General features: G+C 68.1%; 25 protein-coding genes and 6 pseudogenes. 14 read left to right on the plus strand and 17 right to left on the minus strand.

Features of this window, described 5'->3' with window-relative positions:
* The coding region (locus E2E34_RS01835) for a TIGR03620 family F420-dependent LLM class oxidoreductase (protein ID WP_138900138.1) at positions 1-904 on the minus strand (904 nt) is incomplete at its 3' end.
* A 97-nt stretch (positions 905-1,001) separates the two neighbouring features.
* Here E2E34_RS01835 and E2E34_RS01840 point away from each other — a divergent pair.
* The 4 genes from E2E34_RS01840 (at position 1,002) to E2E34_RS01855 (ending at position 4,046) form a co-directional block, all read left to right on the plus strand.
* Positions 1,002-1,592 carry a TetR/AcrR family transcriptional regulator gene (locus tag E2E34_RS01840; RefSeq protein ID WP_138900139.1) on the plus strand — a complete coding sequence of 197 codons (591 nt, stop codon included), beginning with the start codon at positions 1,002-1,004 and terminating at the stop codon, positions 1,590-1,592.
* 748 nt (positions 1,593-2,340) lie between these two features.
* Positions 2,341-2,574, plus strand: coding sequence for a hypothetical protein (locus tag E2E34_RS01845; protein ID WP_138900140.1), 234 nt, complete (start codon positions 2,341-2,343; stop codon positions 2,572-2,574).
* Between the two features lie 11 nt (positions 2,575-2,585).
* On the plus strand, positions 2,586-3,215 hold the full coding sequence (locus E2E34_RS01850) for a hypothetical protein (RefSeq protein WP_138900141.1): 630 nt from the start codon (positions 2,586-2,588) through the stop codon (positions 3,213-3,215).
* A gap of 417 nt (positions 3,216-3,632) precedes the next feature.
* Entirely contained in the window at positions 3,633-4,046 is a 414-nt protein-coding gene (locus E2E34_RS01855) for a hypothetical protein (RefSeq protein ID WP_138900142.1), read from the plus strand.
* Here the strand turns inward: E2E34_RS01855 and E2E34_RS01860 are convergent.
* Positions 4,010-4,270: a hypothetical protein gene (locus tag E2E34_RS01860; protein ID WP_138900143.1), complete on the minus strand. Its 261-nt coding sequence runs from the start codon at positions 4,268-4,270 to the stop codon at positions 4,010-4,012. The genes E2E34_RS01855 and E2E34_RS01860 overlap by 37 nt on opposite strands.
* Positions 4,271-4,449: 179 nt before the next feature.
* On the opposite strand from E2E34_RS01860, the gene E2E34_RS01865 reads away from it, so the two are divergent.
* Positions 4,450-5,643: a PP2C family protein-serine/threonine phosphatase gene (locus tag E2E34_RS01865; RefSeq protein ID WP_138900144.1), complete on the plus strand. Its 1,194-nt coding sequence runs from the start codon at positions 4,450-4,452 to the stop codon at positions 5,641-5,643.
* A 14-nt stretch (positions 5,644-5,657) separates the two neighbouring features.
* Here E2E34_RS01865 and E2E34_RS01870 read toward each other — a convergent pair whose 3' ends face one another.
* Positions 5,658-6,104, minus strand: coding sequence for a PP2C family protein-serine/threonine phosphatase (locus E2E34_RS01870; RefSeq protein ID WP_341870202.1), 447 nt, complete (start codon positions 6,102-6,104; stop codon positions 5,658-5,660).
* A gap of 613 nt (positions 6,105-6,717) precedes the next feature.
* A complete protein-coding gene (locus E2E34_RS35210) occupies positions 6,718-7,260 on the minus strand; it encodes a hypothetical protein (RefSeq protein WP_167518177.1) in 543 nt (180 codons plus the stop codon).
* A gap of 552 nt (positions 7,261-7,812) precedes the next feature.
* On the opposite strand from E2E34_RS35210, the gene E2E34_RS01885 reads away from it, so the two are divergent.
* Positions 7,813-8,112, plus strand: a complete 300-nt coding sequence (locus tag E2E34_RS01885) for a hypothetical protein (RefSeq protein WP_138900146.1) — start codon at positions 7,813-7,815, stop codon at positions 8,110-8,112.
* A 186-nt stretch (positions 8,113-8,298) separates the two neighbouring features.
* Here E2E34_RS01885 and E2E34_RS01890 read toward each other — a convergent pair whose 3' ends face one another.
* Positions 8,299-9,162: an SDR family oxidoreductase gene (locus E2E34_RS01890; RefSeq protein WP_138900147.1), complete on the minus strand. Its 864-nt coding sequence runs from the start codon at positions 9,160-9,162 to the stop codon at positions 8,299-8,301.
* Between the two features lie 87 nt (positions 9,163-9,249).
* Here E2E34_RS01890 and E2E34_RS01895 point away from each other — a divergent pair, with 87 nt between their 5' ends.
* Positions 9,250-9,846: a TetR/AcrR family transcriptional regulator gene (locus tag E2E34_RS01895; protein ID WP_138900148.1), complete on the plus strand. Its 597-nt coding sequence runs from the start codon at positions 9,250-9,252 to the stop codon at positions 9,844-9,846.
* 404 nt (positions 9,847-10,250) lie between these two features.
* Here the strand turns inward: E2E34_RS01895 and E2E34_RS01900 are convergent, their stop codons facing one another.
* The 7 genes and pseudogenes from E2E34_RS01900 to E2E34_RS01935 all read right to left on the minus strand — a co-directional run.
* The gene (locus E2E34_RS01900) at positions 10,251-10,577 is read right to left on the minus strand and encodes a hypothetical protein (protein WP_208765116.1); all 327 of its coding nucleotides are present in this window, start codon (positions 10,575-10,577) and stop codon (positions 10,251-10,253) included.
* A pseudogene (locus tag E2E34_RS01910) lies at positions 10,549-11,125 on the minus strand (IS5 family transposase); the annotation flags it as partial. The pseudogene E2E34_RS01910 and the gene E2E34_RS01900, both read right to left, overlap by 29 nt.
* Before the next feature lie 43 nt (positions 11,126-11,168).
* Positions 11,169-11,453 (minus strand): hypothetical protein, encoded by a 285-nt coding sequence (locus E2E34_RS36155; protein WP_167518184.1) that lies wholly within the window; start codon positions 11,451-11,453, stop codon positions 11,169-11,171.
* 201 nt (positions 11,454-11,654) lie between these two features.
* A pseudogene (locus E2E34_RS36160) lies at positions 11,655-12,386 on the minus strand (IS5 family transposase); the annotation flags it as partial.
* 46 nt (positions 12,387-12,432) lie between these two features.
* A complete protein-coding gene (locus E2E34_RS01925) occupies positions 12,433-12,627 on the minus strand; it encodes a hypothetical protein (RefSeq protein ID WP_138900152.1) in 195 nt (64 codons plus the stop codon).
* Between the two features lie 54 nt (positions 12,628-12,681).
* Positions 12,682-13,407 (minus strand): DUF6193 family natural product biosynthesis protein, encoded by a 726-nt coding sequence (locus tag E2E34_RS01930; RefSeq protein ID WP_138900153.1) that lies wholly within the window; start codon positions 13,405-13,407, stop codon positions 12,682-12,684.
* Between the two features lie 165 nt (positions 13,408-13,572).
* Positions 13,573-13,830 (minus strand): annotated as a pseudogene (locus tag E2E34_RS01935) (hypothetical protein); the annotation flags it as partial.
* A 325-nt stretch (positions 13,831-14,155) separates the two neighbouring features.
* Here E2E34_RS01935 and E2E34_RS01940 point away from each other — a divergent pair.
* A complete protein-coding gene (locus E2E34_RS01940) occupies positions 14,156-14,818 on the plus strand; it encodes a hypothetical protein (RefSeq protein ID WP_138900154.1) in 663 nt (220 codons plus the stop codon).
* Positions 14,819-15,215: 397 nt separating this feature from the next.
* On the opposite strand, the gene E2E34_RS37080 is transcribed toward E2E34_RS01940, so the two are convergent.
* The 3 genes and pseudogenes from E2E34_RS37080 to E2E34_RS37090 form a co-directional block, all read right to left on the minus strand.
* Positions 15,216-15,482: a hypothetical protein gene (locus E2E34_RS37080; RefSeq protein ID WP_341870203.1), complete on the minus strand. Its 267-nt coding sequence runs from the start codon at positions 15,480-15,482 to the stop codon at positions 15,216-15,218.
* Positions 15,472-15,765, minus strand: coding sequence for a Ku protein (locus E2E34_RS37085; protein WP_341870204.1), 294 nt, complete (start codon positions 15,763-15,765; stop codon positions 15,472-15,474). Before E2E34_RS37085 ends, E2E34_RS37080 begins: the two co-directional genes overlap by 11 nt.
* Positions 15,766-15,824: 59 nt before the next feature.
* Positions 15,825-16,136: pseudogene (locus tag E2E34_RS37090) on the minus strand (hypothetical protein); the annotation flags it as partial.
* A 156-nt stretch (positions 16,137-16,292) separates the two neighbouring features.
* On the opposite strand from E2E34_RS37090, the gene E2E34_RS35870 reads away from it, so the two are divergent.
* Positions 16,293-17,876, plus strand: coding sequence for an RICIN domain-containing protein (locus E2E34_RS35870; RefSeq protein WP_208765118.1), 1,584 nt, complete (start codon positions 16,293-16,295; stop codon positions 17,874-17,876).
* A gap of 104 nt (positions 17,877-17,980) precedes the next feature.
* On the opposite strand, the gene E2E34_RS01955 is transcribed toward E2E34_RS35870, so the two are convergent.
* The gene (locus E2E34_RS01955; protein WP_138900155.1) at positions 17,981-18,160 is read right to left on the minus strand and encodes a hypothetical protein; all 180 of its coding nucleotides are present in this window, start codon (positions 18,158-18,160) and stop codon (positions 17,981-17,983) included.
* Positions 18,161-18,448: 288 nt separating this feature from the next.
* Between E2E34_RS01955 and E2E34_RS01965 the strand changes: the two are divergent.
* Positions 18,449-18,550 (plus strand): annotated as a pseudogene (locus tag E2E34_RS01965) (IS5/IS1182 family transposase); the annotation flags it as partial.
* On the opposite strand, the pseudogene E2E34_RS01970 reads toward E2E34_RS01965, so the two are convergent.
* Positions 18,551-18,832, minus strand: a pseudogene (locus E2E34_RS01970) (helix-turn-helix domain-containing protein); the annotation flags it as partial. It abuts the pseudogene before it with no gap.
* A gap of 754 nt (positions 18,833-19,586) precedes the next feature.
* Here E2E34_RS01970 and E2E34_RS01980 point away from each other — a divergent pair.
* The 4 genes from E2E34_RS01980 (at position 19,587) to E2E34_RS01995 (ending at position 22,340) form a co-directional block, all read left to right on the plus strand.
* Positions 19,587-20,237, plus strand: coding sequence for a hypothetical protein (locus tag E2E34_RS01980; protein ID WP_138900156.1), 651 nt, complete (start codon positions 19,587-19,589; stop codon positions 20,235-20,237).
* 151 nt (positions 20,238-20,388) lie between these two features.
* Complete coding sequence (locus tag E2E34_RS01985; protein WP_138900157.1) at positions 20,389-20,637, plus strand: hypothetical protein; 249 nt, start codon at positions 20,389-20,391, stop codon at positions 20,635-20,637.
* A gap of 390 nt (positions 20,638-21,027) precedes the next feature.
* Positions 21,028-21,318 (plus strand): hypothetical protein, encoded by a 291-nt coding sequence (locus E2E34_RS01990; protein WP_138900158.1) that lies wholly within the window; start codon positions 21,028-21,030, stop codon positions 21,316-21,318.
* A gap of 305 nt (positions 21,319-21,623) precedes the next feature.
* Positions 21,624-22,340 (plus strand): adenylate kinase, encoded by a 717-nt coding sequence (locus E2E34_RS01995; RefSeq protein WP_138900159.1) that lies wholly within the window; start codon positions 21,624-21,626, stop codon positions 22,338-22,340.
* Positions 22,341-22,701 lie beyond the last annotated feature (361 nt).

Here is a 22,701-nt window from a genome sequence, read left to right on the forward strand (position 1 = left end):
CAGCGGGGGCGAGTTCGCGCCATTGTTGCCGCGGCAGCCCGGCCGGCGCGGCGGTCAGTACTTGCAGGCAGACGTGGCTGGCTCCCGCTTGAAGGTGGTGCGAGACGCGTCGGCGGATCGCTTCCGTGTCTCCGTAGGCGACGATCGCGTCCACCAGTTTGCGGCTCGGGCCGCCGACGATGTCCTCGTCTCCGAAGCCGAGCCGGCGTACGTTCGCCTCCTGGTGCGGTGCCGATGCCAGGTATCCGGCGACGTGCGCCGTGGCCACCTCCCGGGCTCGGTCGAGGTCTTGGTCGAGAACGACGGCCTGCTCGACTGCGAGAAACGCATCCGGTCCCATGATCTGGCGTGCTCGTGCGGTGTGCTCGACGGGCGCGAAGTAGGTGTGGGCGCCCCAGGTGCGTTCGGCGGCCAGCTTCAGCATCATCGGACCCAGGGCGGCCAGTAGGCGGCGCGGGGCAGGGGCCGGAATCGGGCTGTGGGCGGGTGAGGCATCCATGGCTTCCAGGTAGGAGCGCATCGTGGTCACCGCCCGGCTGCGGGTTGGCACAGGGAAGCCGTCCACTGTGTGAACGGTGTCGTCGACGCGGTGTCCGCCCAGGCCGAGTACGTACCGTCCGGGGAACGCCTCGCCGAGCGTGCGCGCTGCCGCGGCAGTGGCGATCGGTTCCCGGAAGGCGATGTTGGCGATGCCGGATGCGACGGCGATGCGACGGGTTGCCGACAGCAGGAGCCATGCCTGGCCTACCGTGTCACGGCCGAAGGCCTCTCCGTACCAGAGGGCTCCATATCCCAACTCCTCGATTTCCGACGCCGATTCACGCACACGTCCGGCGGGCTGCCCGTCGAAGGCGAAGGTCCAGATTCCGACCCGGCCGAGTTCTACTGATGGGCCGTCTTTCAAGAGTACTCCTGCGGCAGTCGTTCCGGAGAGGCTCTCCGGTTGGAGTCCGCTACGATACGGAGAACTTCTCCGCTTCGCTATCCCTGAAGGCAGGACGATGACGACCGGACGCGACCATGCCGCTCAAAAATCGAAGCGTGCAGACGCGCGCCTCAACCGGGAGCGCCTGGTAGCCGCTGCGCACGAGGTGTTCACCGAAGTCGGCCCCGAGGCGTCCCTCAACGAGATCGCCCGCCGCGCCGGCGTGGGCCCAGGGACCCTGTACCGGCACTTCCCGAACCGCCAGGCCCTGCTGACCGCAGTCCTCACAGACCGCATTCAGGCCCTGTGCGAGTACGCGGAGAAACTGCGGGCCACGGACTCCGCCGACAGCGCCCTGGCGCAATGGCTGGGTGCATTCCTGGCCCATGCGCGTGACAACCACGGCATGGGCAGCGCGCTGATGGTCAACGAGCCTGGTGAGACGGACCTGGACTGCCATCAGCTGATTTCGAACGCGGCAGCAGGTCTGCTCACTCGGGCGCAACACCACGGCACCGCTCGCTCCGACCTGACCGCCGACGACCTGGTGCGGCTCGTCACCGGAATCGCACTGTCCACGGCCCGCGAAGAAGATGCCGAACCGGCCCACCGGCTGCTGGCTCTCGTTCTTGATGCCGCGTACGCAGCACCACGCCAAAGCCGGTGACACCATTCCCGCTTCGCGCGCGCTGCGGGTGACAGGCGGCCTGCCCACCCGGTGCCAACCACCGTGCTTTGCCCGACTGAAGCCGCAGATCGACGGGGTGCGCTGGTGACAACGAACGCCCTTCGGCTCACCGTGCAAGGAGCCGTAGTCGGGTGAGGCCGAGGATGGCGTACGAGAGTCTCGGCCGCCGTCGTCGATCACTGCGATGGTCAGCCCGGCTGTTCCTTGCGCTTCCTGAGCCGCCGGATCGCTTGTCGCCGGACGGGAGGGTGGCCGTGCCCGCGCGGGCTCCTCATCTTCGTCTTTCTGGCAGGCCTATTGGAGTGGTCGGCCGTTACCGTCCTAGTGAGGCGGACCATAGTGCGGCAGAGGGCCTTGGGCGTGGGGCGTCGGGCATCGAAGGCAGGGGGGCGTCGCTGGCGGCATTGATGACGCCAGCGTTAGCCATGAGCTGGATCGGCATGTCGCGGTCGGTGAGCACGATGTGGCCCCCAGAACACTTCGAGTTGAGTAGCTGTACGGATAGCAGTCCACCAGTCGACAAGTGGACGATCGTGCGCATGACCTATTTCGTGCGGGCTGCGAAGGCGGCTTCCGTGGCTGCCGCGGCCACGCTCGTCGCATGGTGGCTGATACGCGGTCTGTACACGCTGATCGACCACGCCACCGAAGCCGACAGCGCACGCAACCCCTCGGGGGAGCCCATTACTACCTGGCCGCCAACGCGGCAGGCATCATCTGTCAGCCCTTGGCCCTATGGGCCGGCGCCAGACTGGCCGGAGTCCGCGGCAACCATCCGACGATCGTCATCAGCACCTACGTGTGGGCCACGATGACCATGGGACACCTTGTGGACTCCACCCCGGGCCCGTGGGAGGCCGTCTTGTGGGTGGCCATCCAGTCCGCCGCCGCGACCGGGGCCGCGCTCCTGCAAGCCAGGCTCATGCCGGCCAGCACACAGCCCAAGGAGCGGTCCTCCTGACTCGGCGCCCGGTGAAGATTCTGGTTCTGCGTGCCGTGACGTGGCCGCTCCTCGTCATGTTCAATCTCGTGGCACGTGTGTGGACGCTTGTTGGATCGACCAGCCGCTACACAGCCCGTCGACTCGCGGACAGTGACACCGCGCAGCAGGCGCGGGAGTCTGCTGAGGCACGGCTGCGGGCCATCGCCCACGCCTACGCGGAACGCACGCCCTTGGTTTTGCGTCTCCTGGTCGTGGAGGACCACTACAACCGCGGCATGGCCGACTGGGACCTGTTCAACCCGGTGAGGCCTGCCTACCGGGTGTCCTGCTGGATGCGTCTGACGGCCTACTACAGTTCCCCGCTGTCACCAGACGAGACCATCACCGAAATCCTCGCCGCCGGTGAGCAGGCCTTGTCCAGCATCCCCTTCACCCACGACAACACTCACGAGGACAATCGAGATGAACTGACCCACGCGGGACACACCCTTACCTGGGATCACCCAGGCTCACCGGTCCCAGCACCTGCGCAACCGGCCCACGCCTACCGGTTCGTGTGCGAGCCTCCAGCGGCGAGCCTGGGCGGTGTCCGCCGCCGCTACGGCACGGTGTTCGCGCTGGACCTGCCGTCGGTTGACTACTACCGAGTCCCACGATGACAGAGCCTCAGCGGCGGTAGTGCTAGAGCTCGGGACAGTGGCAGACAGGCTCCGCACTCCCCGCACCCGGCCGCGTCCCGGCCCGACAGCGCACGGCCACGCGCCAGGCGGTGTTATTAGGACCGTATCCCCTGGTGCGGTGCCCGTTGCGCCATGTGGTGATCGCGTGGTTCGCGAAGAAAGTGATCAATGAACTTTTTCGGACTGACCGCGATCGGCCGCTCTGGTTGCGATACTGCGCTGCCGTACCGCCTCGCGCTTCGCGAAGAAGGGCCACCGACGACTGACACTGACTTGAACGTGTTCAAATTTCGTGCCAGGGTGCGACATGAGTTCCCGAGCCCATCGGTCGCGCCCGCGGCCCGCGAAACCCGCTAGGGGTGGAGTGTGTTGCGTTCCTGCCGTACTGCGCTGATCTTGCTCGCCACGGCCCTCGCCCTGACGGCCTGCGGCAGGCTCACCGTCATGCCGCCGCCCGACGGCGAACCCGTCGTTCTGAAGCGTGCCGAACTCGCGACCACCTGGACTGATGCCGACGGCGGCACCCTCACACTGAAACAGGACGGGACGTTCGTCGCCGACAAAGTCTGCGTCGCCGTCGCCTGGGAGGACGGTTTGACCTGGTCCGGACCAGGCACCTGGGGGCAAGGCTCCAACAAGAAGCAAAGCCTCGTCGGTGTGACCTTCGACGCCGCTCACCCCGAAACCGGTGAGCGGGAGCCCGGCCCCTACGCCGCCTTGAGACACGGCAAGGTCCTGAAGCTCTGGGTCGCCATCGGCGATCCGGACAACGATTATCCGAACTGCGTCCTGACCAGCCCGGCCGGCTGACCCCGCTGCGGCATCGCACGTGCGATGCCCTCGAGCGCGACCCACAGCCGTGCCCGGTAGGCGACCCGCACCCGCACCGCCAGGACCGTGGCAGCCCGCCGTGCCTCGCTGACCGCGGCCTGCAGCTGCTCGGTCGGCCGAAGCGCAACAGCGCGGCCGACCTGCTGCTGCCTCAGTACGGTGTCATGGGCCTGACCACGAACCCAGGCGATGAGGTCGGCCACGGGTTGGTCCGCATGGCGCGCGGCCGCGGCCGCTGTCCTGTGCCGGCGTGCTTTGAGGGCGTGCCAGCACCGTTTGCTCAGTTTCTTCGACCGTGCCGCGTGCGGGCTGGAGCTTGTGGCGCGGCTGTGATGTCCGGGGGTTGGCTGGGCAGGAGGGTCCGTAACTTAGGGAGGCTGATGTGGAGCGTGATCGGATCGGACTGGCCGAGGTGCTGGCAGCGGCGGAGGACGCGGCGCCAGTGCGCTCTCTTGATGTCGTAGCGCGCAATCTCCGCGAGCGGTTCGGCGCGCGTTACGTGTCGTTCCTGTTCGTCGATGTCGTCGGCCGGCGTCTGCTGCGGGTCGACGAGGAGGGGGCAGCACCACAGGAGCGTGGCGTTGATCAGGTTCCCCTGGCGGGCAGTGTCTACGACGAGGTCCTGCGCACCCAGAAGCTGGTGCAGGTACCCGAGGGTGCGCAGGGGCAGCGGGTGCTGGCCCCGGTCACCAACCGGGGCGACACGATCGGGGTCTTGGAGCTCTACCTCACCCGCGTCGCCCAGGACGTGCTGGAGCAGGTCGAGGAGGCTGCGCACGCGCTGGCGTACATCATCGTCACCGACCGCCGCTTCACCGACCTCTACCACTGGGGCAACCGCACCGCCACGGTCACTCTGGCCGCGGAGATCCAGCGCCAGCTCCTGCCCTCGGCCCCCTCGTGCGAGGCCGCCGAGTTCGCGCTCGCCGGCGCCCTGGTCCCCGCCTCCGACATTGCCGGCGACACCTACGACTACAGCCTCGACCACGACACCTTGCACCTGTCCATCACCGACGCCATGGGTCACGATGTCGACGCCTCACTCATCGCCACCCTCCTGGTCAACGCCTCGCGCGGTGCCCGCCGTGCCGGCACCGACCTTGCCGAACAGGCACGCCAAACTCACCAGGCCCTCCTCGATCACGGCCGCCGTACCTTCGCCACCGGCCAGCTCCTGCGCATCGCCCTGGACGGAACCGGCGCTCAGCTCGTCAACGCCGGCCACCTCTGGCCCCTACGGCTGCGCGACGGCAGGGTCGGCGAAGTCAAGCTCGACATCAACCTCCCCTTCGGCGTCCCCGCCCAAGTCTCCTACCAGGTGCAGAACCTCGATCTGCGCCCGGGCGACCGGCTCGTGCTGTACACCGACGGCATGCAAGAACGTCAAGCCAAGACCGTCGACCTGCCCGCACTCATCCGTGACACCGCCACCGAGCACCCCCGCGAAGCCGTACGCGCCATGGTCACCGCAGTCCAAGAGGCCTGCGACGGCGGCGTGAGAGACGACGCCACCGTCCTGTGCCTGGACTGGCACGGCCCCCGCCCGGGGGGCGTAGTGCGAACGCCGAACGTCTGACCTGCTGCGCTCACCTACCGCTCAATCCCACTGTCGGCGGTGTCCGGGTGGGCGTAGGCGTAGGGCGAGCAGAGCGTCGTCGTCGGTGCGGTCGGACGCCAGGCCGGCAAGGAGTCGTCGCAGACGTCTTCCAGGGGTTGGCGGGCGAGGGCTGCTGCATGCTGGCGCAGGCGGGTCAGGCCGTGGTCGAGGGTTTCACCGCAGCGTTCGATCAGTCCGTCGGTGTAGAGCAGCAGGGTGGAGCGAGCGGGCAGGGGCTGTGTGGCGTTGGTGCGCGGGGCGGTGGGGTCGACGCCGAGGAGCATTCCGTGGCCGTCTTCGAGGTATCGGGTGTCGCCCTGGTGGGTGATCAGCAGAGGTGGGAGGTGTCCGGCGCTGCAACGGCGCAGCTGCCAGGGTCCGCAGGGGACATGCGTTCCGCACCGGATTCCGCTGACCTGCGGCGATGGGGTTGTCTCCAAGCCCCCTCAACGGGGTCGGGGCCGGCTAAGCGAACCGGTTCCACGCCGTGCTGCACGCGATCGGAGGCCCGAGGCTGAACCCCGCAGAGATCCCGCCCCCCTGCGCCCCCGCTGGTCGTGACCGACGGCTGACTCCGCGGGCCCGCGAAGACAACGCGGCAGGGTGGTCATCGCAGCCCAGGTGTTGGTCTCCCACTCCACCCGCCGGTCACCCGGCTCCAATGTCAACGGCTCGTCGGCCACCTCAGCTATCCATGTCAACAGCACTGAAGCAGTATCCCTGCATCGACTGGCCGAAGAACCACCATCACCCAGCCAGCAGGACTCCGTGGCCGGGACTCAAGTCCTGGACCGGGTGGCCGCCCGCGACAACCCTTCTGCCACGACTCCATGTCAGGCTTCCGCTGGGAGGACGGCGCCCTGGCGCGCGTCGCGGACCCCGCAAGGGCCGGTGCCGCTGCCGACGCTGCTGGGTGCCGAGGTGTCGGCGTACGCGCGAACGTGGCCAGTGAGGTATAGCGATGTGTCCCCGCCCTGAAGGTTGGTCGTGGCCAGGTCGGCGAGCCGGGGCGCCCCGACCGCTCAACAGCGCACATCCGAGAAGTCGTCGCCGTCAGCGGACGGTTGCGCCCAGGTAGTCGAGGGCTGCGCGGGCGAATCCTGGTGCGGTACGCGGGCACTGCCAGCGGGCAAGGATCTCGGGCGCGGAGAGGTTCGAGGGTTCGGCCTGTTCGTCGAGTTCGTCCAGGTAGTCCTCGGGAAGCAGATCCTCTCGAAGCAGGTCGTCGAGGGCCTGGTTCATAGGGGAGCTCAGCACCTCCAGGTGGGCGGGAAGGCGCTCGAGTACATCGTCCACGTCCGCCTCGTACGGGTGCCAGTCGTGCGCGCACGTACGGCCGTCGTCACGGCGCGCGACCCGGCTCAGTACGGCGACGACCTCGTTCTCGACTCCAGGACCGGGGTTGGCGAAGGCCACGTAGGGGGCGAGCATCAGCATGCCCAGCGTCCAGAACAGCACGGGATCGCCCTCCGGCCCCGGCGCCTTCATGTCGAGCCGGCGGGCGCAGCCGCGTACCGTCTCGTCCTTGTCCCCGGCGTGGTAGCCGTGCCGGAGCTCGTCCCAATCGCTGACCAAAGAACGCCAGTTGTCAGGCACAGGTATGACCGTCGGCATGCCTCCAGCTCCCTTCGCAAGGTCCCGGCTCCGCGGCCATTGGATCACACGAGCTTGCGCCGACACCCAAGGACCGCGACCCCACCCGGCCACCAGAACCGCGCAGTGCCCAGGCGTGTCGGACGGGCTGAGCCTTCCGTCGGCGGATGCACCATCGGCGCCCTTGAAAGCCTCACCGCGTGCACGAGATCAACCGAGGTAACGGGCCGGTGCGAGACACGACGGTTCGTAGAGGGGGCCTACAGGCCTCGCGGAGCGATGGGGCTGCGGGCCGATCACCCTGAACCGAGACTCTCACAGGCTATCGGCTGTCCTGGCTGTGCGGCGGCCAGGCAGCCGAGGACGTCGCCCGTACGCACCTGGGGAGAGACTCTCGTATGCCGACACGAGGACGACCCTGTCGCCTTCCCGGCAGTATCGCCTGTCGGCGTGCGAGCTGAAGAGCGGCACTGGGGAACCGGGTTGAGAGGCAGCCGGAGCCGCGGTGGAAACTGCGGGCTGTGCACCTGCGACCCGGGCGGGGAGGATCGGTCCATGGACGAGACGACAGCGCTGGTCAGCATGCTGCAGCACGCGCGCGTGGCCCAGATGAGCTCGGTGAGCGGGGTCGGGGCGTACGGAGAGATCCGGGTGGACCTCTTCGATCCGGTGGAGTCGGCCAGCCAGGACGCCATGGCTGTGGAATCGCTGCCCGAGTTCCAGTGCATGTGCCCCGGGGACGTCCGCTTCGAGGTGTTCGACCGGGACGGTGAGCGGCTTGCAAGTCGTCCTGCACCACGGCGCGACGCTGCCGCGTGTCCCATGGCCAGACCACTGCGGAGGGTGAGCGGGTGAACCAGCGGCGCTTCGGCAGCGCGTGAGCCCGTGCGGAAGAACCCGCTTGATGGGTCTGAACTGTCTCTTATGATGCGGACTGCGCCCAGGCGGGTGTGACGCCCTGCCTGGCACTCGCCCCGCCCCACCCCCCCCGGGGCCGGGCCGGGCCAGACCGGACAGGCCGCCTGGCCGAACGTGCCGAGGTTACGAACCTTCTGAACGCTCCGTGAACGTGGTGGCGTGGTCGGCGGCCCACTGGCGAAGCGTTCGTGGCGCCGTCCCGAGGATGTCGGCCACCGCTGTGGTGATGTACGCGGGCTGTCCGACCGCCGCGCTCCACGCGGCGAGCAGCATGTCGACGACCGAGCTGGGCGCCGTGCCCTCCGACAGGCTTTGAAACTCGTCCGGCGTCATCTCCTCGAACGTGATCCGGCGCCCCAGGGCGTCACCGATGACGCCCACCTGCGCGGCCTGGGTCAGCGATTCGGGGCCCGTAAGGACGTAGTCGCCTCCGACGTATCCGTCCTGATGGAGCGTCCGCGCCGCGACGGCTGCGACGTCGCGGTCGTCGACCGGTGCCGACTCCGCAGCGCCGTACGGCCACCGGACGACGTCGCCGGCCCGGATCGCGGACGCCCACCAGGCCAGCGAGTTCGACGCGAGCATCCCCGGCCGGATGATCGTCGACTCGAGTCCGGTGGTTGCGATGAGCCGCTCGATGTCGGCGTGCAGCACCGCCATGGGATTGGGCTGCTGGAAGAAGGGGTGCGGCGTCTGGTGCGGGGAGGAGAGGAAGACGACCCGCCGCACGTGGGCTGCCAGCCGCTCGACGACTGCCGCGGCGGTCTGAGGCGGGGCGGTCCAGACGAGGAAGACCGCACCGGCGCCGTGCAACGCCGGGTCGAGCGACTCGGGCACGGTGAGGTCGCCGGTGAAGACCTCGACCTTCGCCGGCAGCGTCGCCGCCGCCTCGGAGCGACGGGTAAGAGCGCGGACCGGCACGCCCGCGTCGAGGAGTTGGTCGACGACGACGCGGCCGACCCGGCCCGTCGCCCCGGTTACGAGCACGGGAGGAGTGTCTATCTGGTTCACACCGCCCATAAAAACGTTACTCGGTTAAAAAAGCAACCCGGTCAAAAATGTTACGGTGGTCAGATGAGTGAGCCGACGGGACTGCGGGCCCGCAAGAAGGAGCGGACGCGCGACGCCATCGGCGACGCGGCCGTCTCACTGTTCCTGGAGCGCGGCTTCGACGGCGTCTCGGTCAACGACATCGCAGCGGCGGCTGAGATCTCCAAGCCGACCCTCTTCCGGTACTTCCCCACCAAGGAAGACCTGGTGCTGCACCGGTTCGCGGACCACCAGGGCGAGGCGGCACGCGTCGTACGCGACCGTAGGTCCGGCATCAAGCCGGTGACGGCGCTGCACCGGCACTTCCGGGCCGGCCTTGATGGGTACGACCCCGTCACCGGCCTCAACGATCACCCCGAGGTGGTGGCGTTCCATCGGCTGGTGTTCACCACACCGAGCCTGGCGGCACGGCTCACGCGATACCAGCTCGAGGACGAGGAGGCACTGGCGGACGCCCTCGGCGAAGGCATCCAGGCACGTCTGCAAGCTGCCCAGGTACTCGCGGTCCAACGGGTGCTCGCCCGGACCAACTGGCAGAAGATCGCCGACGGTCGAACCGCCCGCGACGTCCACCCCGAGGCTGTAACCGACGCCGACCAGGCATTCAACCAACTGCGGTAACAGGCGCCCCCCCCGGTCGAAGAAGGCTCCGCAGCCTGGTGTACGCGCGTTGCCACCGGCCCCCGTTAAGCCGCTTCCGCGCTGCTTCGATTGATGCTGGCGCCCTCTGACCATCATCGCCGGAGGTGACAACGGTCCACGTCACGAAGGCTCCGGCGGCGCGGCGACCGCAGTAGTGCGAGCAACGATCTCCCGGAAGGTGGGAATGACCAGGTCGACAGCCTCCCTCTGCGGCGCCGCGGTCAGCGCCAACGGGGCTGTGTGTAGTCGTTGGTGCGTGGGCGTTCGTCATGGTTGTGCAGCGGCGTGTTCATGAACAGGGCATGCAGCGTGCGGGCCGGGTCGGCACCTGTGATCAGCGGTAAGTGCGGCATTGATCCTCCAGTTCAGCGGGCATGGGAGCCCTAGGTGAGGGTTGAGAGCGCCTGGGTGTGCAGGGCGGTCCGGTCGGGGCTGGCCATGCCGGTCCACATCGGGGCGAAGGCCTTGTCCTTCTTGTCCGGCCAGCCAGGTTCGGGCGCGATCTGCGCGGCCCAGGTGCGCACGGCGAGGTCGTTGCGCGGGTAGATGCTGAAGTCGCCGGTGTAGTCCGCTGTTGCGGCGGCCCCGGTCCACGGACCGCTCCGGGGGACGCTGGTCAGTGCGGCGACCAGGGCGCGGGCGTCCCCGCGGACCCAGCGCTGGGCGTGCCGCTCGTAGTGCGATCGCCTTCGAGCTGTAGCCCTTGTCACCGATGACGTGATCGGGTCTGGTGCGTGCCCGGCCCGGTCCGGTCCGGGCTACCCGGATGGCGTTCATCAGCGCGGCGAACTGGGTGCAGTCGTTGGTGTTCCCGCCGGTCAGAATAAACGCGAGCGGCGGCCAATCGCGTCGCAGGCGAGGTGGATCTTGCTGGTCAGTCCACCTCGCGGCCGTCCGAGGGCCGGGTTTCGACGCCCCTTCTTCGGGCCCCTGCTGCGTGCTTGTGGGCGCGGACGATCGTCGAGTCGACCGACATCAGCCACTCGATGTCGCCGGCCGCGTCCGCCTTCGCCTGGGCGGCCCGCAGCATCCGGTCGAACGTGCCGTCCGCCGCCCTGCGGCGGAAACGGGTGTGGAGGCTGGTCCACGGACCGTATCGCTCGGGCACCTCCCACCAGGGGGAGCCGGCCCTGGCCAGCCACAAGATCCCGTCGAAGACCTGCCGCCGGTCCTTCGGTGGCCTTCCCATCTTCGGTATCGGCGGCAGCAGCGGCTTTGACCGCTCGCACTGCTCGTCCGTCAGACAACCACGCGCCACACCGAGATCGTTCCATCGGCTTGATCGACGCCTCAAGCCCGTGTCAGGACGCCGTCTCCTCTGTCTCCGCTTCCTCATCCGAGCCGAACATCTCGGCCAACAGACGCTGCCGCGCCGTCTTGAGGCGCTCTTCGTAGTCCGGCACGAAGATCTCAGCGAGCGTCGTTTCCAGGGCCCCGGAGAGTGTGTAGATCGGAGACCAGACTGCACGGTCGGTCTTCAACAGATCGTCCGGTACGTCGGACTGGTGCATCGCCTGATAAAGCCAGTCCGACAGCACAAGAGCGTGATCGCGCGTGAACTTGATGGTTATTGGTTCTTCTGCCACGAGGGAACAGTAACGCCCAGCTTTCGCCCTATCGCGCGGGCCCCTCAGCGCGCGGCCCCTGGCAACTGAGCCCGGCCAGTGATTCTCTGGCATGCACTGGTCCCCATCACCATTCGGATCCAGGTGAGCGATCAGGCCCAGAATCCCTCTGATTCCTCCCGACTGAGCCGGGGATACAACAATCCGCCTCGTGGCACACATGCACCGCTCGACGGTGTTGCGCTGCTTGTACGTCTCCCGGTCGAAGGAGGGCGGTCTGCCGCCGGCCTGTCCATGCCGCCGCCGGTTGGCTTGCTGGTCGGCCCGATCCGGGATCACCGCGCGGATGCCGCGTCTGCGCAGGTGGTTCCGGATCGCGCGGGAGGAGTACGCCGCGTCGGCCAGGACCATGTCCGGCCTGGTGCGGGGGCGTCCGTGTCGCCGTGGCACGCGCAGGCGGGCCATTGCCCCCATGTAGGCGGGTGCGTCGCCGGCCTGTCCGGCCGGTGAGGTAGAAGGCCAGTGGCCGGCAGCGGTCGTCGGCCGCGAGGTGGATCTTCGTGGTCAGTCCACCGCGGGACCGGCCAATGGCGTGGTCGTCCGGCTCGCCGGCAGGGGCCCCCTTTTTGCGGGCCCCTGCCGCGTGCTGGTGAGCCCGCACGATCGTGGAGTCCACCGACCCCAGCCCACGTCTTCGTCCGCGTCGGCCTGGGCGACCAGGGCGGTGAACACCCGCCCCCACGTGCCGCCGACGGCCCACATCCGCAGCCGGTTGTAGACACCCCGCCAGTTGCCGTACTTCTCCGGCAGGTGCACCCACTGCGTACCGGTCTGGAACGTGTAGGCGATCGCGTCGATCACCCCGCGGTGGTTCCGCCGGCGGCCACCCCGCTTCGATGTCCGGTCCGGGAGCAACGTCTCGATCCGCGCCCACTGCGCATCAGTCAACGGCACGCCCGGACCAACGACCGAAGGGCACGGTCCGGATCGGTGCCGTTCGTCAGGTCGCCTGCTCTGTACGCAGTCGTCGTACGTCCCGCACGAGCGCGTAGAAAGCGCTGAGGAAGATCACAGCTCCAGCCGCAATCCAGAGAGCCGATGCCCCGGAGCGGTACTCACGAACGGCGCCGGCGAGCATCACCGTGCTGGCAAGAACGCCGAAGGCCGAGATCAGAGCGCTGACGCGGTTAGTCACACGGACATCATCACAGGCAACCTCGCTGAGCGGCAGTGCTCCAAACGAATCGGCCTAGTCGTGTTCGGAGTCACTGGCCTGGATGGCCGGGTTGCAGTCCGGGGGCAGCGCATCTACGACCAGGGCGATCGCTTCGGCGGTGGTGGTGACAACGGTGTGCGTGCCGAGTGGTGCCTGTTGGCTGCCGACCCGCCAGCTGTTGTTGTCGGCGGGGCCTATCTCGAAGAGGTCGTGGGAGAAGGGCGGCGTGGGGGAGCGGTGGAATCTGAGCGTGCCGTGGGTGACGAACGGGGCGAGTTGGCGAAGCTGTGGGGTGTTGTATGCCTCTTCCACGAGAGAACTGTTCCATTGGTCTGCGGTCACGGCCCTCGCCACATCCCACGCGTACTCGACAGCGCGCCCTTCCTCGTGTGCCACTGCGCGCGGGGAGGCGGTGAGCCACCCACGACGGCCGGCAATCATGGTGAGTGTGTCACCACGCTGCCAGTCGTGGATCGCCTGCGCCACGTCCTGCAGCGTCTTGGCATGCCCGGAAAGGGCCGCTCCCACCCAGGGCATCATCAACTTCACCTGGATTTCGTGCCTGTCGCGTTCCAGGACCACATGGACGATCCCACGGTCTGCTTCGACCACGAGCGTGACCGGCCCGTGAGGCGCCGAAGCCGATTCCGTGACACGCAGGGGCGCCAGGGTGATGCCTGCTGCTGTCGCGAAGCGCCGTAGCCCAGCGCCCGGGTCGCCGGCGTCGGGGCTGAGCTCCGGGTAGAGCGTGGTATCCATCTTTGGCCCGTCGTGCGGGGACTGTGCGCTCACAGATGATCTTCCTCTCGTCCGGCTGGTCATGCTATTCGGCCGCTGCCCAGGGGCCGACCCCTCCTTTCCGAATCTGGGGGAAGTCCTGACTGCGGTACGTCGCGGCCTGTGCAAGCAGTGAGCCGGAGTCGTCTATCGGCGTGAGGCAGATCGCGGTCCGGTCAAGGGCAGCACCAGCCAATGGCTGATCAGGCAGCGGGCGAGCTTGAGGAACGCTTCGTGGATATCCGCTCGGCGTTCCGAGCGGATGCGGAGTCGTTTGAAACCATGCAGCCAGGCGAACGTTCACGCGACGCCCCATCTGTCGACGCCCAGACCGCTGCCGTGGGCTGTGCCACGTCGGGCGAGGGCCGGAACGATGCCGCGGGCGCGCGCTGCGGTCCGCGCTCTCGCTCGACGGTGAACTCACCGAGGAGCAGCGGGAGACGTACTTCGCGCTGCTCGAACCGCACGAGGACACCGACTGATAGCACCCGCGCGTAGAGGAGCCGGAGCCAATGCCAGTGGCTCCGGCCCCTTCGCGTGGACGTAGCCCGGTTCCCTCGTCGGCGGCCGTTCCCTCAGGGAACGGCGGGCGCACGGTTGCTCCCAATGGGACTAACGGGGGCAACCTGGCTTGGGCTGGAAACCCCTAAAAAGGGTTTCGCTCCGTCAGACGAGGCCGGACGGGTGACGCGCGGGCCTGAGCACGGCCGACGGCGCGCACCCTGTCGCCATGACCCCTGACACGTCCGTCGTCCGGCTCCCTCCCGTTGGCCACCGCTTCGCCTCCGATGGGGGCGGCCGGGAGATCTTCGGGCGCCGCTTGGAGCTGGCGCTGGACACGAAGTACGACGAACGGGGCCGGTGGCCCTGGGGGATGCTCGCGGCTGCTCGGCTGCTGACGGAACTGCGGCTTCGGGTGGACGAGCAGAGCGTGTTCGTCCCGCTCCTGGACCGGTTGCGGGGCGGCGTCCCCGTCGGCCGGCTCAGGGTCAAGGCATCGAGCGTCGAGGACGTCGCCGACCAGCTGGCCAAGTCAATCCGGGTGATGCTTCACGATGCCGAGGCCGGGGAGCTCCTGAGCGAGGCCGCCGACTACGCGTACGACGCGGTGTTGCGGTCCCGCACCTGGTGCGAGACGGATCGCACTGCGTTCCAGCCGATCCTCGGCCGGCCCGGCCTCGGACTGGCAGGTCGGTTCCGCCAGCGCAGGCAGGGACTGGAACGGCCTCCGCCTGGCCACCCCCAAGGCCGAGCGGTAGCCGCCGGAACGGACTCCACGAGGGACACGGCCGCCCAGCCCGAGACATCGGGCTGGGCGCCTTCTCGTGTGGATCGTCAACGGGGACTGCAAGCTGCACTTCGTGCCGCGTCTGGGCCGTATTCCGATCGCTAGTTGGCGGCTTCTCTCCGACATTGGGTGGCGGGCTGAAACCAGCCCTGAGACCTTCGTAGGGCGTCGCCGCAGCCGACTTTGTGCCGGCGCGCTGTCGGGCTTGCTCCGCCCGGACACTCATCGAGGGAAGTGAGCTGCCGAGCTCGTTGTCCTCCATCGAGGTACGCGGGGGCCCGGCATTCCCCGGGGAATGCCGGGCCCCCCGGGCGGGTCAGCCCCACATGCCGACGTTCTTCCTCTCTGCGGCCTGGTAGTTCTGGGCCGCTGTGCTGAGGGACTGCTGGGTGGCGTTGAGGCTCTCGTCCAGTTCAGTCTCCCGTCCCCGCCGTACGACAACACGGCGCTACGCCGTGCCTGCTGGCCCTGTCCATCCGCGTGCTCTGGCCTCTATTCTGGACTACGCCCCCCGGGCAGTCAGCCGCCGCACCCGTGGAGCTGCGTCGGCAGTGCGCGCCCAGTAGCAGAAAGACCGCGTCTTCACCCGGGCCTGACGGGCGGACTCCACGGATTCGAGCAGTGCGGACATGAGGTCGACGACGACGGGGGCGGCGGTCGGCTCGGCCGGGGCGCCTTCGGGCTTCGTACCCTCAGCCTTTGCGCGGATCAGGCCTTCGAGGGCTTCACGGTAATGATCGTAAAAACCGCTGAGGTCCTCAACGGCCAATGGCCTCCATGCGGTCGATGGCCGCCTGGATCTCCTCGTCATCCACCGGCACCGGCTTGAGGACCAGGGACTCGGGAGAGCGCACTTCGTCCGGCCATTTCAAACTGTGCAGGACGAGCGCGTCATCCTTGATCCGCAGCAGGCCCAGGCGCTCCCGGTTGTGCCACGCGTACTTGGCCACGGCCACCTTGCTGGACCGCTCCAGGGCCTGCCGGAGCAGGACGTACGGCTTCGCGGCCACGGCGCCGTCGGCTGCCAGGTAGTACGAGTCGCCGATCCGCACGGGTCGATGGACTCGGCCGGCACGAACGCGACGATCTCAATGGCCTTCGCCGCAGGCAGGGGCATGCTGTCGAGCTCCGCGTCGGTCACCTCGGTGATCGTGTCGCCGGAGACCTCGTAACCGCGCCCGATCTCGCCGTGCTGAACGACCTGCTCGTCCAGCTCGCCGTCGGCCGGCCGGGGAAGCGGCTGCGCGGGGTGCAGCCGCAGTGCTCCGGACGGGTCGGGAACCTCGTGTTCTCGTGGAGCGTTCGGGCCCGCACGGTGAGGTGCCGCCCTTGTCTCCCCAGGGTTGCGGTGCTGCCTTCGGACCGCACTGGAGGGTTCCCGCAGCGCTGACGCATCGAGGCCTTGGTCTCCCGCCGGACCAATCCGGCAATTCGGCTGCGCGCTGGTGACCGGCCAGTAATGGCCGGTTGTTTGACCTGTCTGACCTGCACTTTAAGCGCCTAGCTTCCAGATGTCCGGCCCGCAGCACACACCGTTGCGGGGCCATGAAGCGGCACAGCCGACGCTCAGGGAGCGACGATGAAAACAATCCGAAGAAGAACCGCGAGACTTCTCCTCGCGCCCGCTGTTGCTCTGGGGCTGTTCGCGCCGGTCCTCGCCGCTGCCCCGGCCGCCGCTGCCCCGGCCGCCGCTGCCCCGGCCGCCGCGGCGGCGGACGAGGCGTATACCTTCACCAACCCCCACGGCACCCTCAACTCCACGGGCAACAACGACGGGAATCAGATCTCTGTCACGCCCGACGGGAAGAACTACACGCAGTGGCGGCTGATAAAACTCAGCGCTCCCGGACAGTTCAACATCGCCAGCACGTCCTCCGGGAAGTGCATCTACGCGACCCAGCCCGCCACTCAGCGGTCGTGCGGCCAGGACGGTCAGCAGTGGCACTTCCGTCCCGTCGACGGCAAGCCGAACACCTTCGGCATCGTCCGCCGTGCCGAAACGGGCACGGAGTACTGCATGGACAACCGTGGTGGCCTCCACCTGTGGGGCATCCTGGCCCAGCCCAACGTATGCAACGGAAGCGCGAGCCAACAGTGGACGCTGCCCGAGTACAAGGCAGCCGAAGCCAGAAGCCTCGCCCTGGACTACTACAGCGACCTGTGTTCCAAGAAGACTTCCACCTGCTCGTGGAAGCAGCGCTCCGAAGGCCAGCCCGAGGTACTGCCCAGGCGTCCCGCTTCTTCGGTCTGGTTCAACGACACCAGTACCACGATGACCCAGATCTTCACCACGATCTATCACTCCGGCTGGGCCCAGTCGTTCTCAGCCGGTCTGTCGACCTCAATCGGAGTCTCCACCCCGGTCCAGGCCATGATCAGCAACCAGCTGACCGCGACGCAGACGTACACCTCGGACGAGTCGACGATCAACGGCATCTCCGTGACCGTCCCTCCCAAGAGTTACGCCTGGGTCGACTTCGCCGCCGTCGGCAAGAAGGTCACCGGCACCTGGACGTTCAACACCGACAACCAGCCATGGACGACCGACGCGACCGTCACGGTCCCGGTCATCAACTCCACGGTCGGCACGACGATGTACGTCGCCCGTACGAACGCGAACCCGCCCGGCAGTGGCTCCACCAGCGACGACGTCAAGCCCACCGTCATCGCGAAGACCGCATCCGCCGTCATGGACGTGCCCGCAGGCGGCAAGCTGACCGCCGTACAGGGCGGCGTCAGGGTCAGTGACGCGGACGGTGCGACCATCGCGACGGTCATGCCCGGCGCCGTCACCGACACCAACGGCGTCATCCACAAGGCCGCTCTCACGGTGGCAGGCACCACCGTCACTCAGACCATCGAGGACGTAACCGGCGACACCATCACTGGAACCATGTCGCCCCCGACCTTCTCCCTGGGCGACGGCACTCCCGCCGGTTACGCCTCCGCCAAGAAGAGCACCCAGACGATGGCAGCGGCGTCCTTCATTGCCTCCCAGGACAGCGACGCGTACGACAAGTGCATGGCTGCGAAGATCGGCACCAGCATTGTCAGCGGAGGTATCTCTGGGCTCCTTGGCGGTCCGCCCGGGGTTGCTGTAGGGATGATGACCGGCGCCTTCAGCGGCATCGTCATAGGAACGGTGACCTGCCCGAAGAAGTAGCCTGCCTCGGCACATCAACGACCGTGTCCCCCCGCTGTCCAGCCAGCGGGGGGACGCGGCCCTCACGTCGGTGTCGTGGGACCTCTCGCTGCAAACTTCATCGATCATCTGCAACGAGGGCAACGCATCACGACTGAGCTGACTTTCATCGACCAGTCGCCCAGCAAGGCGAGAGGCATCATCGAAGCCCAAGCGATCTCGTCCGGCGGCAGGTCGCATTTGTTCGGCCAAGCCACCTGATCCGAAGCAGGCGCCGCGCCCACGACGACCGCCTCGATCAGCATGCGTCGACGCGCTGACAGACCAGGACTCTCCACAAGGTCATCGTTCCGCGACTCCACGCGAGCCGAGCGAACAGCCTGTCATCTCGCTGAGCACGTTCGTCCGTACTTCACTGAGCACGTTCTCGAGTACGCCGACAGAGGGCTTGGTAGCCCTCCAGCCACACCAGCGACTCCGGGCCGGTAGACCCGGGTGCGCAGGAAGGCCGCGATGGTCGCGGCGTCGCGCGGGCTGGAGAAGTGAAGCAGGGCCGCTTCGGCGGCGGCCTGCGCGTCGTCGTCCCCCTGTTCCTGGCCGTCACCCTTGCCGTGCTACCCCGTGAGCGGTTTCGCAAGGACACCGTCCTTATCGTGGACGGCACTCTGGTACCTACCCGCGACCATGAGGTCGCCCCGGAGTGAGAGCAGCGGGCCAAGGTGGTCAATGACGCGGTCCGCGGCGGATTTCGAGACGCCGAACAGTGAGGCGAGCTGGCGCAGCGTCCAGTTGGTCCGCCAGTACGCCGTGACCAGCAGCACGCGATCATCCAACGGCAGGCACCATGGGCGGCCTGGCCTGACATCATCGGCCCCTTCGCGACGTAAGGCGCTCACCAACTTGCGGAACTGGAGCGGGCTCAGCCCGGTGAACGGGCCTGTCCAGGACGGCTCGGACGCCGTGATCACCCCAGCCACGCGGAGATCGTCGCATCCGGACCGGCAGCCATGGGACGTGTCCCCTGCTCTGTGCGTCCGTTTCGGTAACCACCCGGGCACAGGGCACCCGAGCACTCGCGCGCCGACCTGCTTCGCCAGCCATTCCGCCCTGTGGAGATCGCCTCACCGCGACAGATGCACGAAAGACCACATGGTCTTCAGCCGGTCGTTCAACACTCGACGTCGTCGCTGTTGAACACGGCCTGAATCCCCTCGTACTTCGCGTGCGCCACGAGACCGAGTTCAGGAACGTCAGGCCAGACACCCCCGGACTGGGGAGCACCGGTTCAGGGCGCCGGCCTGCCGCCGGGACCACAGGTAATACCCGTAGCTCCTGGCTGCGCCGAACGCCACCACCGGCTCAAGGGAGAGCTCGCCCGAGGCAAACACGTGGCGAGGCGGTGGAGCGGGGGAGTGATGGCGGCACATCAACGGCGCCGGCGCTTGAAGAAGCAGACCCGCGGGCAACTGGAGGGCTGGGGTGCGGAGGTGGCGCTGGCCGCAGCGGTGTGGGTCGCCGGGAACTGGTCGATGGTGTGGCCCGTCCTGGTAGCCCGTACTCGCTGCGGCCGTGCTGGGCGGCGCCGGCTGGGCGCTGCTGCGGGCGCACCGTCTGGCGGTCGGCCACGGATTTCCGGCGTCGAGGGCCCGGTCGTGAAGAACATGAACCAGCGCTACTAGGCTGTGCGCCGGTCGGCCCCAGGTGCGGGGTCTCAAGGGGGCGAGGAACAGGATGTCCGTAGAACGTCACATAGCGGGGATGCTCCAGCAGATCGCCCGTCAGCAGGACATCGTCGAGATCGCCCCCCAGGGCTCCACGCCGAAGGCGGCCGCCCTGGCGCACGTGGCGGAGCAGTACGGCTACACGTACGGTACGGCGTACAGGACCGGGTTCAAGAACTCGCTCGTCCAGGTCCGGATGTACCGGGACCCGCAGCCCGACGCGCGCGTCCGCGAGGCGGCCACCATCACCGCCCACCCGCAGGCGGGCAACGGCGGGAGCGTGCCGGGGCTGGAGCAGGGCGCGCTGAAGCCGCTCCCCGAAGCGGCCGGTGCCGTGGCCGTGCTGAAGGACCTCATCACCTTCGACGTCATGGCCATGTACGTCGCCGACCGGACCCAGAAGGTGCTGGTCTACTTTGCCTGCGCGGTCCTGACCGTCCTGCTGCTCATTGACGGGTCGCCGGTCGAAGCGGTCGCCTCCGGCGGGGCGGTCGCGCTGCTGTCCACCGTGGCGTTCAAGGTGGGCGCGATCCGCCGGGAGAAGATCGCACGGCGGCTGACGGACGCCGGGTTCCTCGCGGTGCGCGACGAACAGGGCGGCCAGCGGTTCCTGCGCCCGGGGCAGCAGTTGCCCGGCCACACCGACCCGTTCGCCGCCTGAGGCCCTGGCCTGCGGCGCGGGCAGGACTGAGAACCGCCGGGCAGCTGCCGCCGGCCGAGCCCGCCCGGCTGCTCGACGTGGACGCGTCCGGGGTGATGACGCGGCGAGGCTCACCGCCGCAGTAACCGATCGCGGCTCCGTAATGGGGAGCGTGGTGACCGCCCTCAAGTCCACGGACCTCGCGACCGGCGCCACCCAGACCGTGACCCCGCTGCTCACCGGCGTCGTCACGGCGGTCGGCGAGGGTGCCGTGACCGCCGAGCACGCTTCGTGTCCGACGGCCATCTGCTCGTCAACGGACAGTCTGGCGAGTTCATCCGGCGGACCTCTCCGACTGGGCCCCAACCCCAACAGCCCGCGGGTGATGCGCATTCTGGGCAGCGGCGAGGCCCCGTTCTAACCCTGTGCCGCGCCTGACCGCCTCATCGCGCAACGATCCCGACGGCCAGCGCATCAAAGAACGTATGCGGTGACCTTCTTGATCCACGGATGACGGGAGCGCGACGTCGCCTCCCTACCTTCGCGGCATACCGACCAGACCTGATTCCGTCCCGGCGACGGGCGCCCTCGGTACGTAGGTCCGGCCATTGTGGTCTTCCCTGACGGCCGTGAACGTCACGGCCTCCCTGATGCTGCGCCCTGACCCTGCCACCGTTGTGAGCTTCAGCTACGAGCGGCACAGCACCTGGGCTGGCATCATCGCCCTGTCTCCGCTCGCCGATGACCTGGGGGTCTTGTTCGGATCAGGGGGTGGGTGATGACGGTCGTTCGTGGGTGGCAGTCTTGGGCGATGCGCCCCTCGAACATCTCTGCCGCGGACGACCTCCGGCATCTGCTCAATGAATGGGACCCGATCGGCGTCACTGACGATGTGCAGGACGAGTACGACTGCATGCTCGCTCCTCTGCTGCTGCGGCTCCATTCCGGTGCCGACCGGACCGAGGTCGGTAAGTTCCTGCAGCACGAACTAGAGGATCACTTCGGTCTCGACCCCCTGGGTCTGCGGCCAGACGCGATGGCAGTCCGCGTGATCGACTGGTGGACATCGACCGGCCAGGCTGGTGACGTTGCCGGCGCATAGTCGCTCCCTTCCGATCGTCTGACCCGGGTGTGCCGTTGACCGAAGCGCAGTGGACGCGGATCGACTGGTCGTTGCGGACGGCGTGGTGGAAGGCGAGGGTGAGGTCCAGGGCGAGCTCGGCGTACGTCACGCCCGCTGCAAGGGTCTCGGCGCGAAGCATCAACCTCAATTCGGCGACGTCCCATGGTGTGGTTATCCCCACCGCCAGAGGGTGGCTTACCGGATGGGCTATGACATCGGTGCGCGGCGATCGTGTGTCTCAGGGACGGTTTGATGGCTACGCATGACGAAGGGGCACCTCATCGATGCGCATCCTCCTGATCGGGCCGCCCGGAGCCGGCAAGGGCACGCAGGCAGTGCGCCTTGCCGCGCATCTGTCGATCCAGCACGTCTCCACCGGTGACCTGTTCCGCGAGCACATCGACCAGGGCACCGAGCTCGGGCAGAACGCCCTCACGCACATGCGCGCCGGTCTTCTGGCACCGGACGAGGTCACAATCGAAGTGATCAGAGAGCGCCTTGCGCGTCCGGACGCCGAGCGCGGATTCCTGCTGGACGGCTTTCCCCGCAATCTTGCCCAGGCGGAGGCGCTGGACGGCATCCTGGCCGACTCGAAGCCGAGGCTGGATGCCGTGCTGGACCTGGAGATTCCCGAGGCCCAGGTGGTCAGGCGGATCGCTGGAAGACGGCTGTGCCGTCAGGGCCGCGAACACATCTTCCACGTCGAGCACAGTCCACCTGAAGTGGCAGGAGCCTGCGACGTCTGCGGCGGTGAGCTGTACCAGCGCGATGACGACCGCGCGACAACCGTTCGTAAGCGACTGGAGGTCTATCGCAGCGAGACGGCGCCGGTCGTTGACCACTACCGGGCCCAAGGCCTGGTGACCACGATCTCGGCCCTCGGCCAGGTCCAGGAGGTCTTGGACCGCGCGCTGGTCGCGATCGGCCAGGCCAGGTCGATGCCTCCGGTGCGTCGAGCTGTTGCCCCCTCCACTGGGAAGGTCAGGGGCTGTCGTCCCTGACTGCCGCCGGAGAGCGAACTCCCCCCGCCCCAGCAGCCGCATCGGAGCCCGTGCATCGCCGAGATCTGAACAGGACCACAGGGTGCGGAGGGCCCGTCTCGGGCCAGTTGCGGGTGGTGCCCCCGTCGGGAGCACGGTTCGCGGCAGACGCTGCATACAGCAGCTCCACCCGGCGGGATCCCATCGGCCCCATCTACTCCGCGAGCGATCGTCGCGGCCGCGCGGGCAGCGACGTCGTCGGCAGTGCGGTACCCGGAGTGTCCCGACTCATTCGATCTTGCAGGGGTGGGTTCGTTGACCCGCGAGGTGACAGGTTGGATCGCGACTTACTGCTGAAGAGACATCGAGTGCCCAAGGGCAC

The organism is Streptomyces albidochromogenes (genome assembly GCF_005981925.1).
GTDB lineage: Bacteria > Actinomycetota > Actinomycetes > Streptomycetales > Streptomycetaceae > Streptomyces > Streptomyces albidochromogenes.

Coding starts and splice junctions, on each gene's coding strand:
- E2E34_RS01840 (WP_138900139.1), top strand. CDS start 1,002: ATGACGACCGGACGCGACCATGCCGCTCAAAAATCGAAGCGTGCAGAC.
- E2E34_RS01940 (WP_138900154.1), top strand. CDS start 14,156: ATGACCCCTGACACGTCCGTCGTCCGGCTCCCTCCCGTTGGCCACCGC.
- E2E34_RS01930 (WP_138900153.1), bottom strand. CDS start 13,407: ATGGATACCACGCTCTACCCGGAGCTCAGCCCCGACGCCGGCGACCCG.
- E2E34_RS01980 (WP_138900156.1), top strand. CDS start 19,587: ATGTCCGTAGAACGTCACATAGCGGGGATGCTCCAGCAGATCGCCCGT.
- E2E34_RS01955 (WP_138900155.1), bottom strand. CDS start 18,160: ATGCTGATCGAGGCGGTCGTCGTGGGCGCGGCGCCTGCTTCGGATCAG.
- E2E34_RS35870 (WP_208765118.1), top strand. CDS start 16,293: ATGAAAACAATCCGAAGAAGAACCGCGAGACTTCTCCTCGCGCCCGCT.
- E2E34_RS01885 (WP_138900146.1), top strand. CDS start 7,813: ATGGACGAGACGACAGCGCTGGTCAGCATGCTGCAGCACGCGCGCGTG.
- E2E34_RS01990 (WP_138900158.1), top strand. CDS start 21,028: ATGCGCCCCTCGAACATCTCTGCCGCGGACGACCTCCGGCATCTGCTC.
- E2E34_RS01895 (WP_138900148.1), top strand. CDS start 9,250: ATGAGTGAGCCGACGGGACTGCGGGCCCGCAAGAAGGAGCGGACGCGC.
- E2E34_RS01995 (WP_138900159.1), top strand. CDS start 21,624: ATGCGCATCCTCCTGATCGGGCCGCCCGGAGCCGGCAAGGGCACGCAG.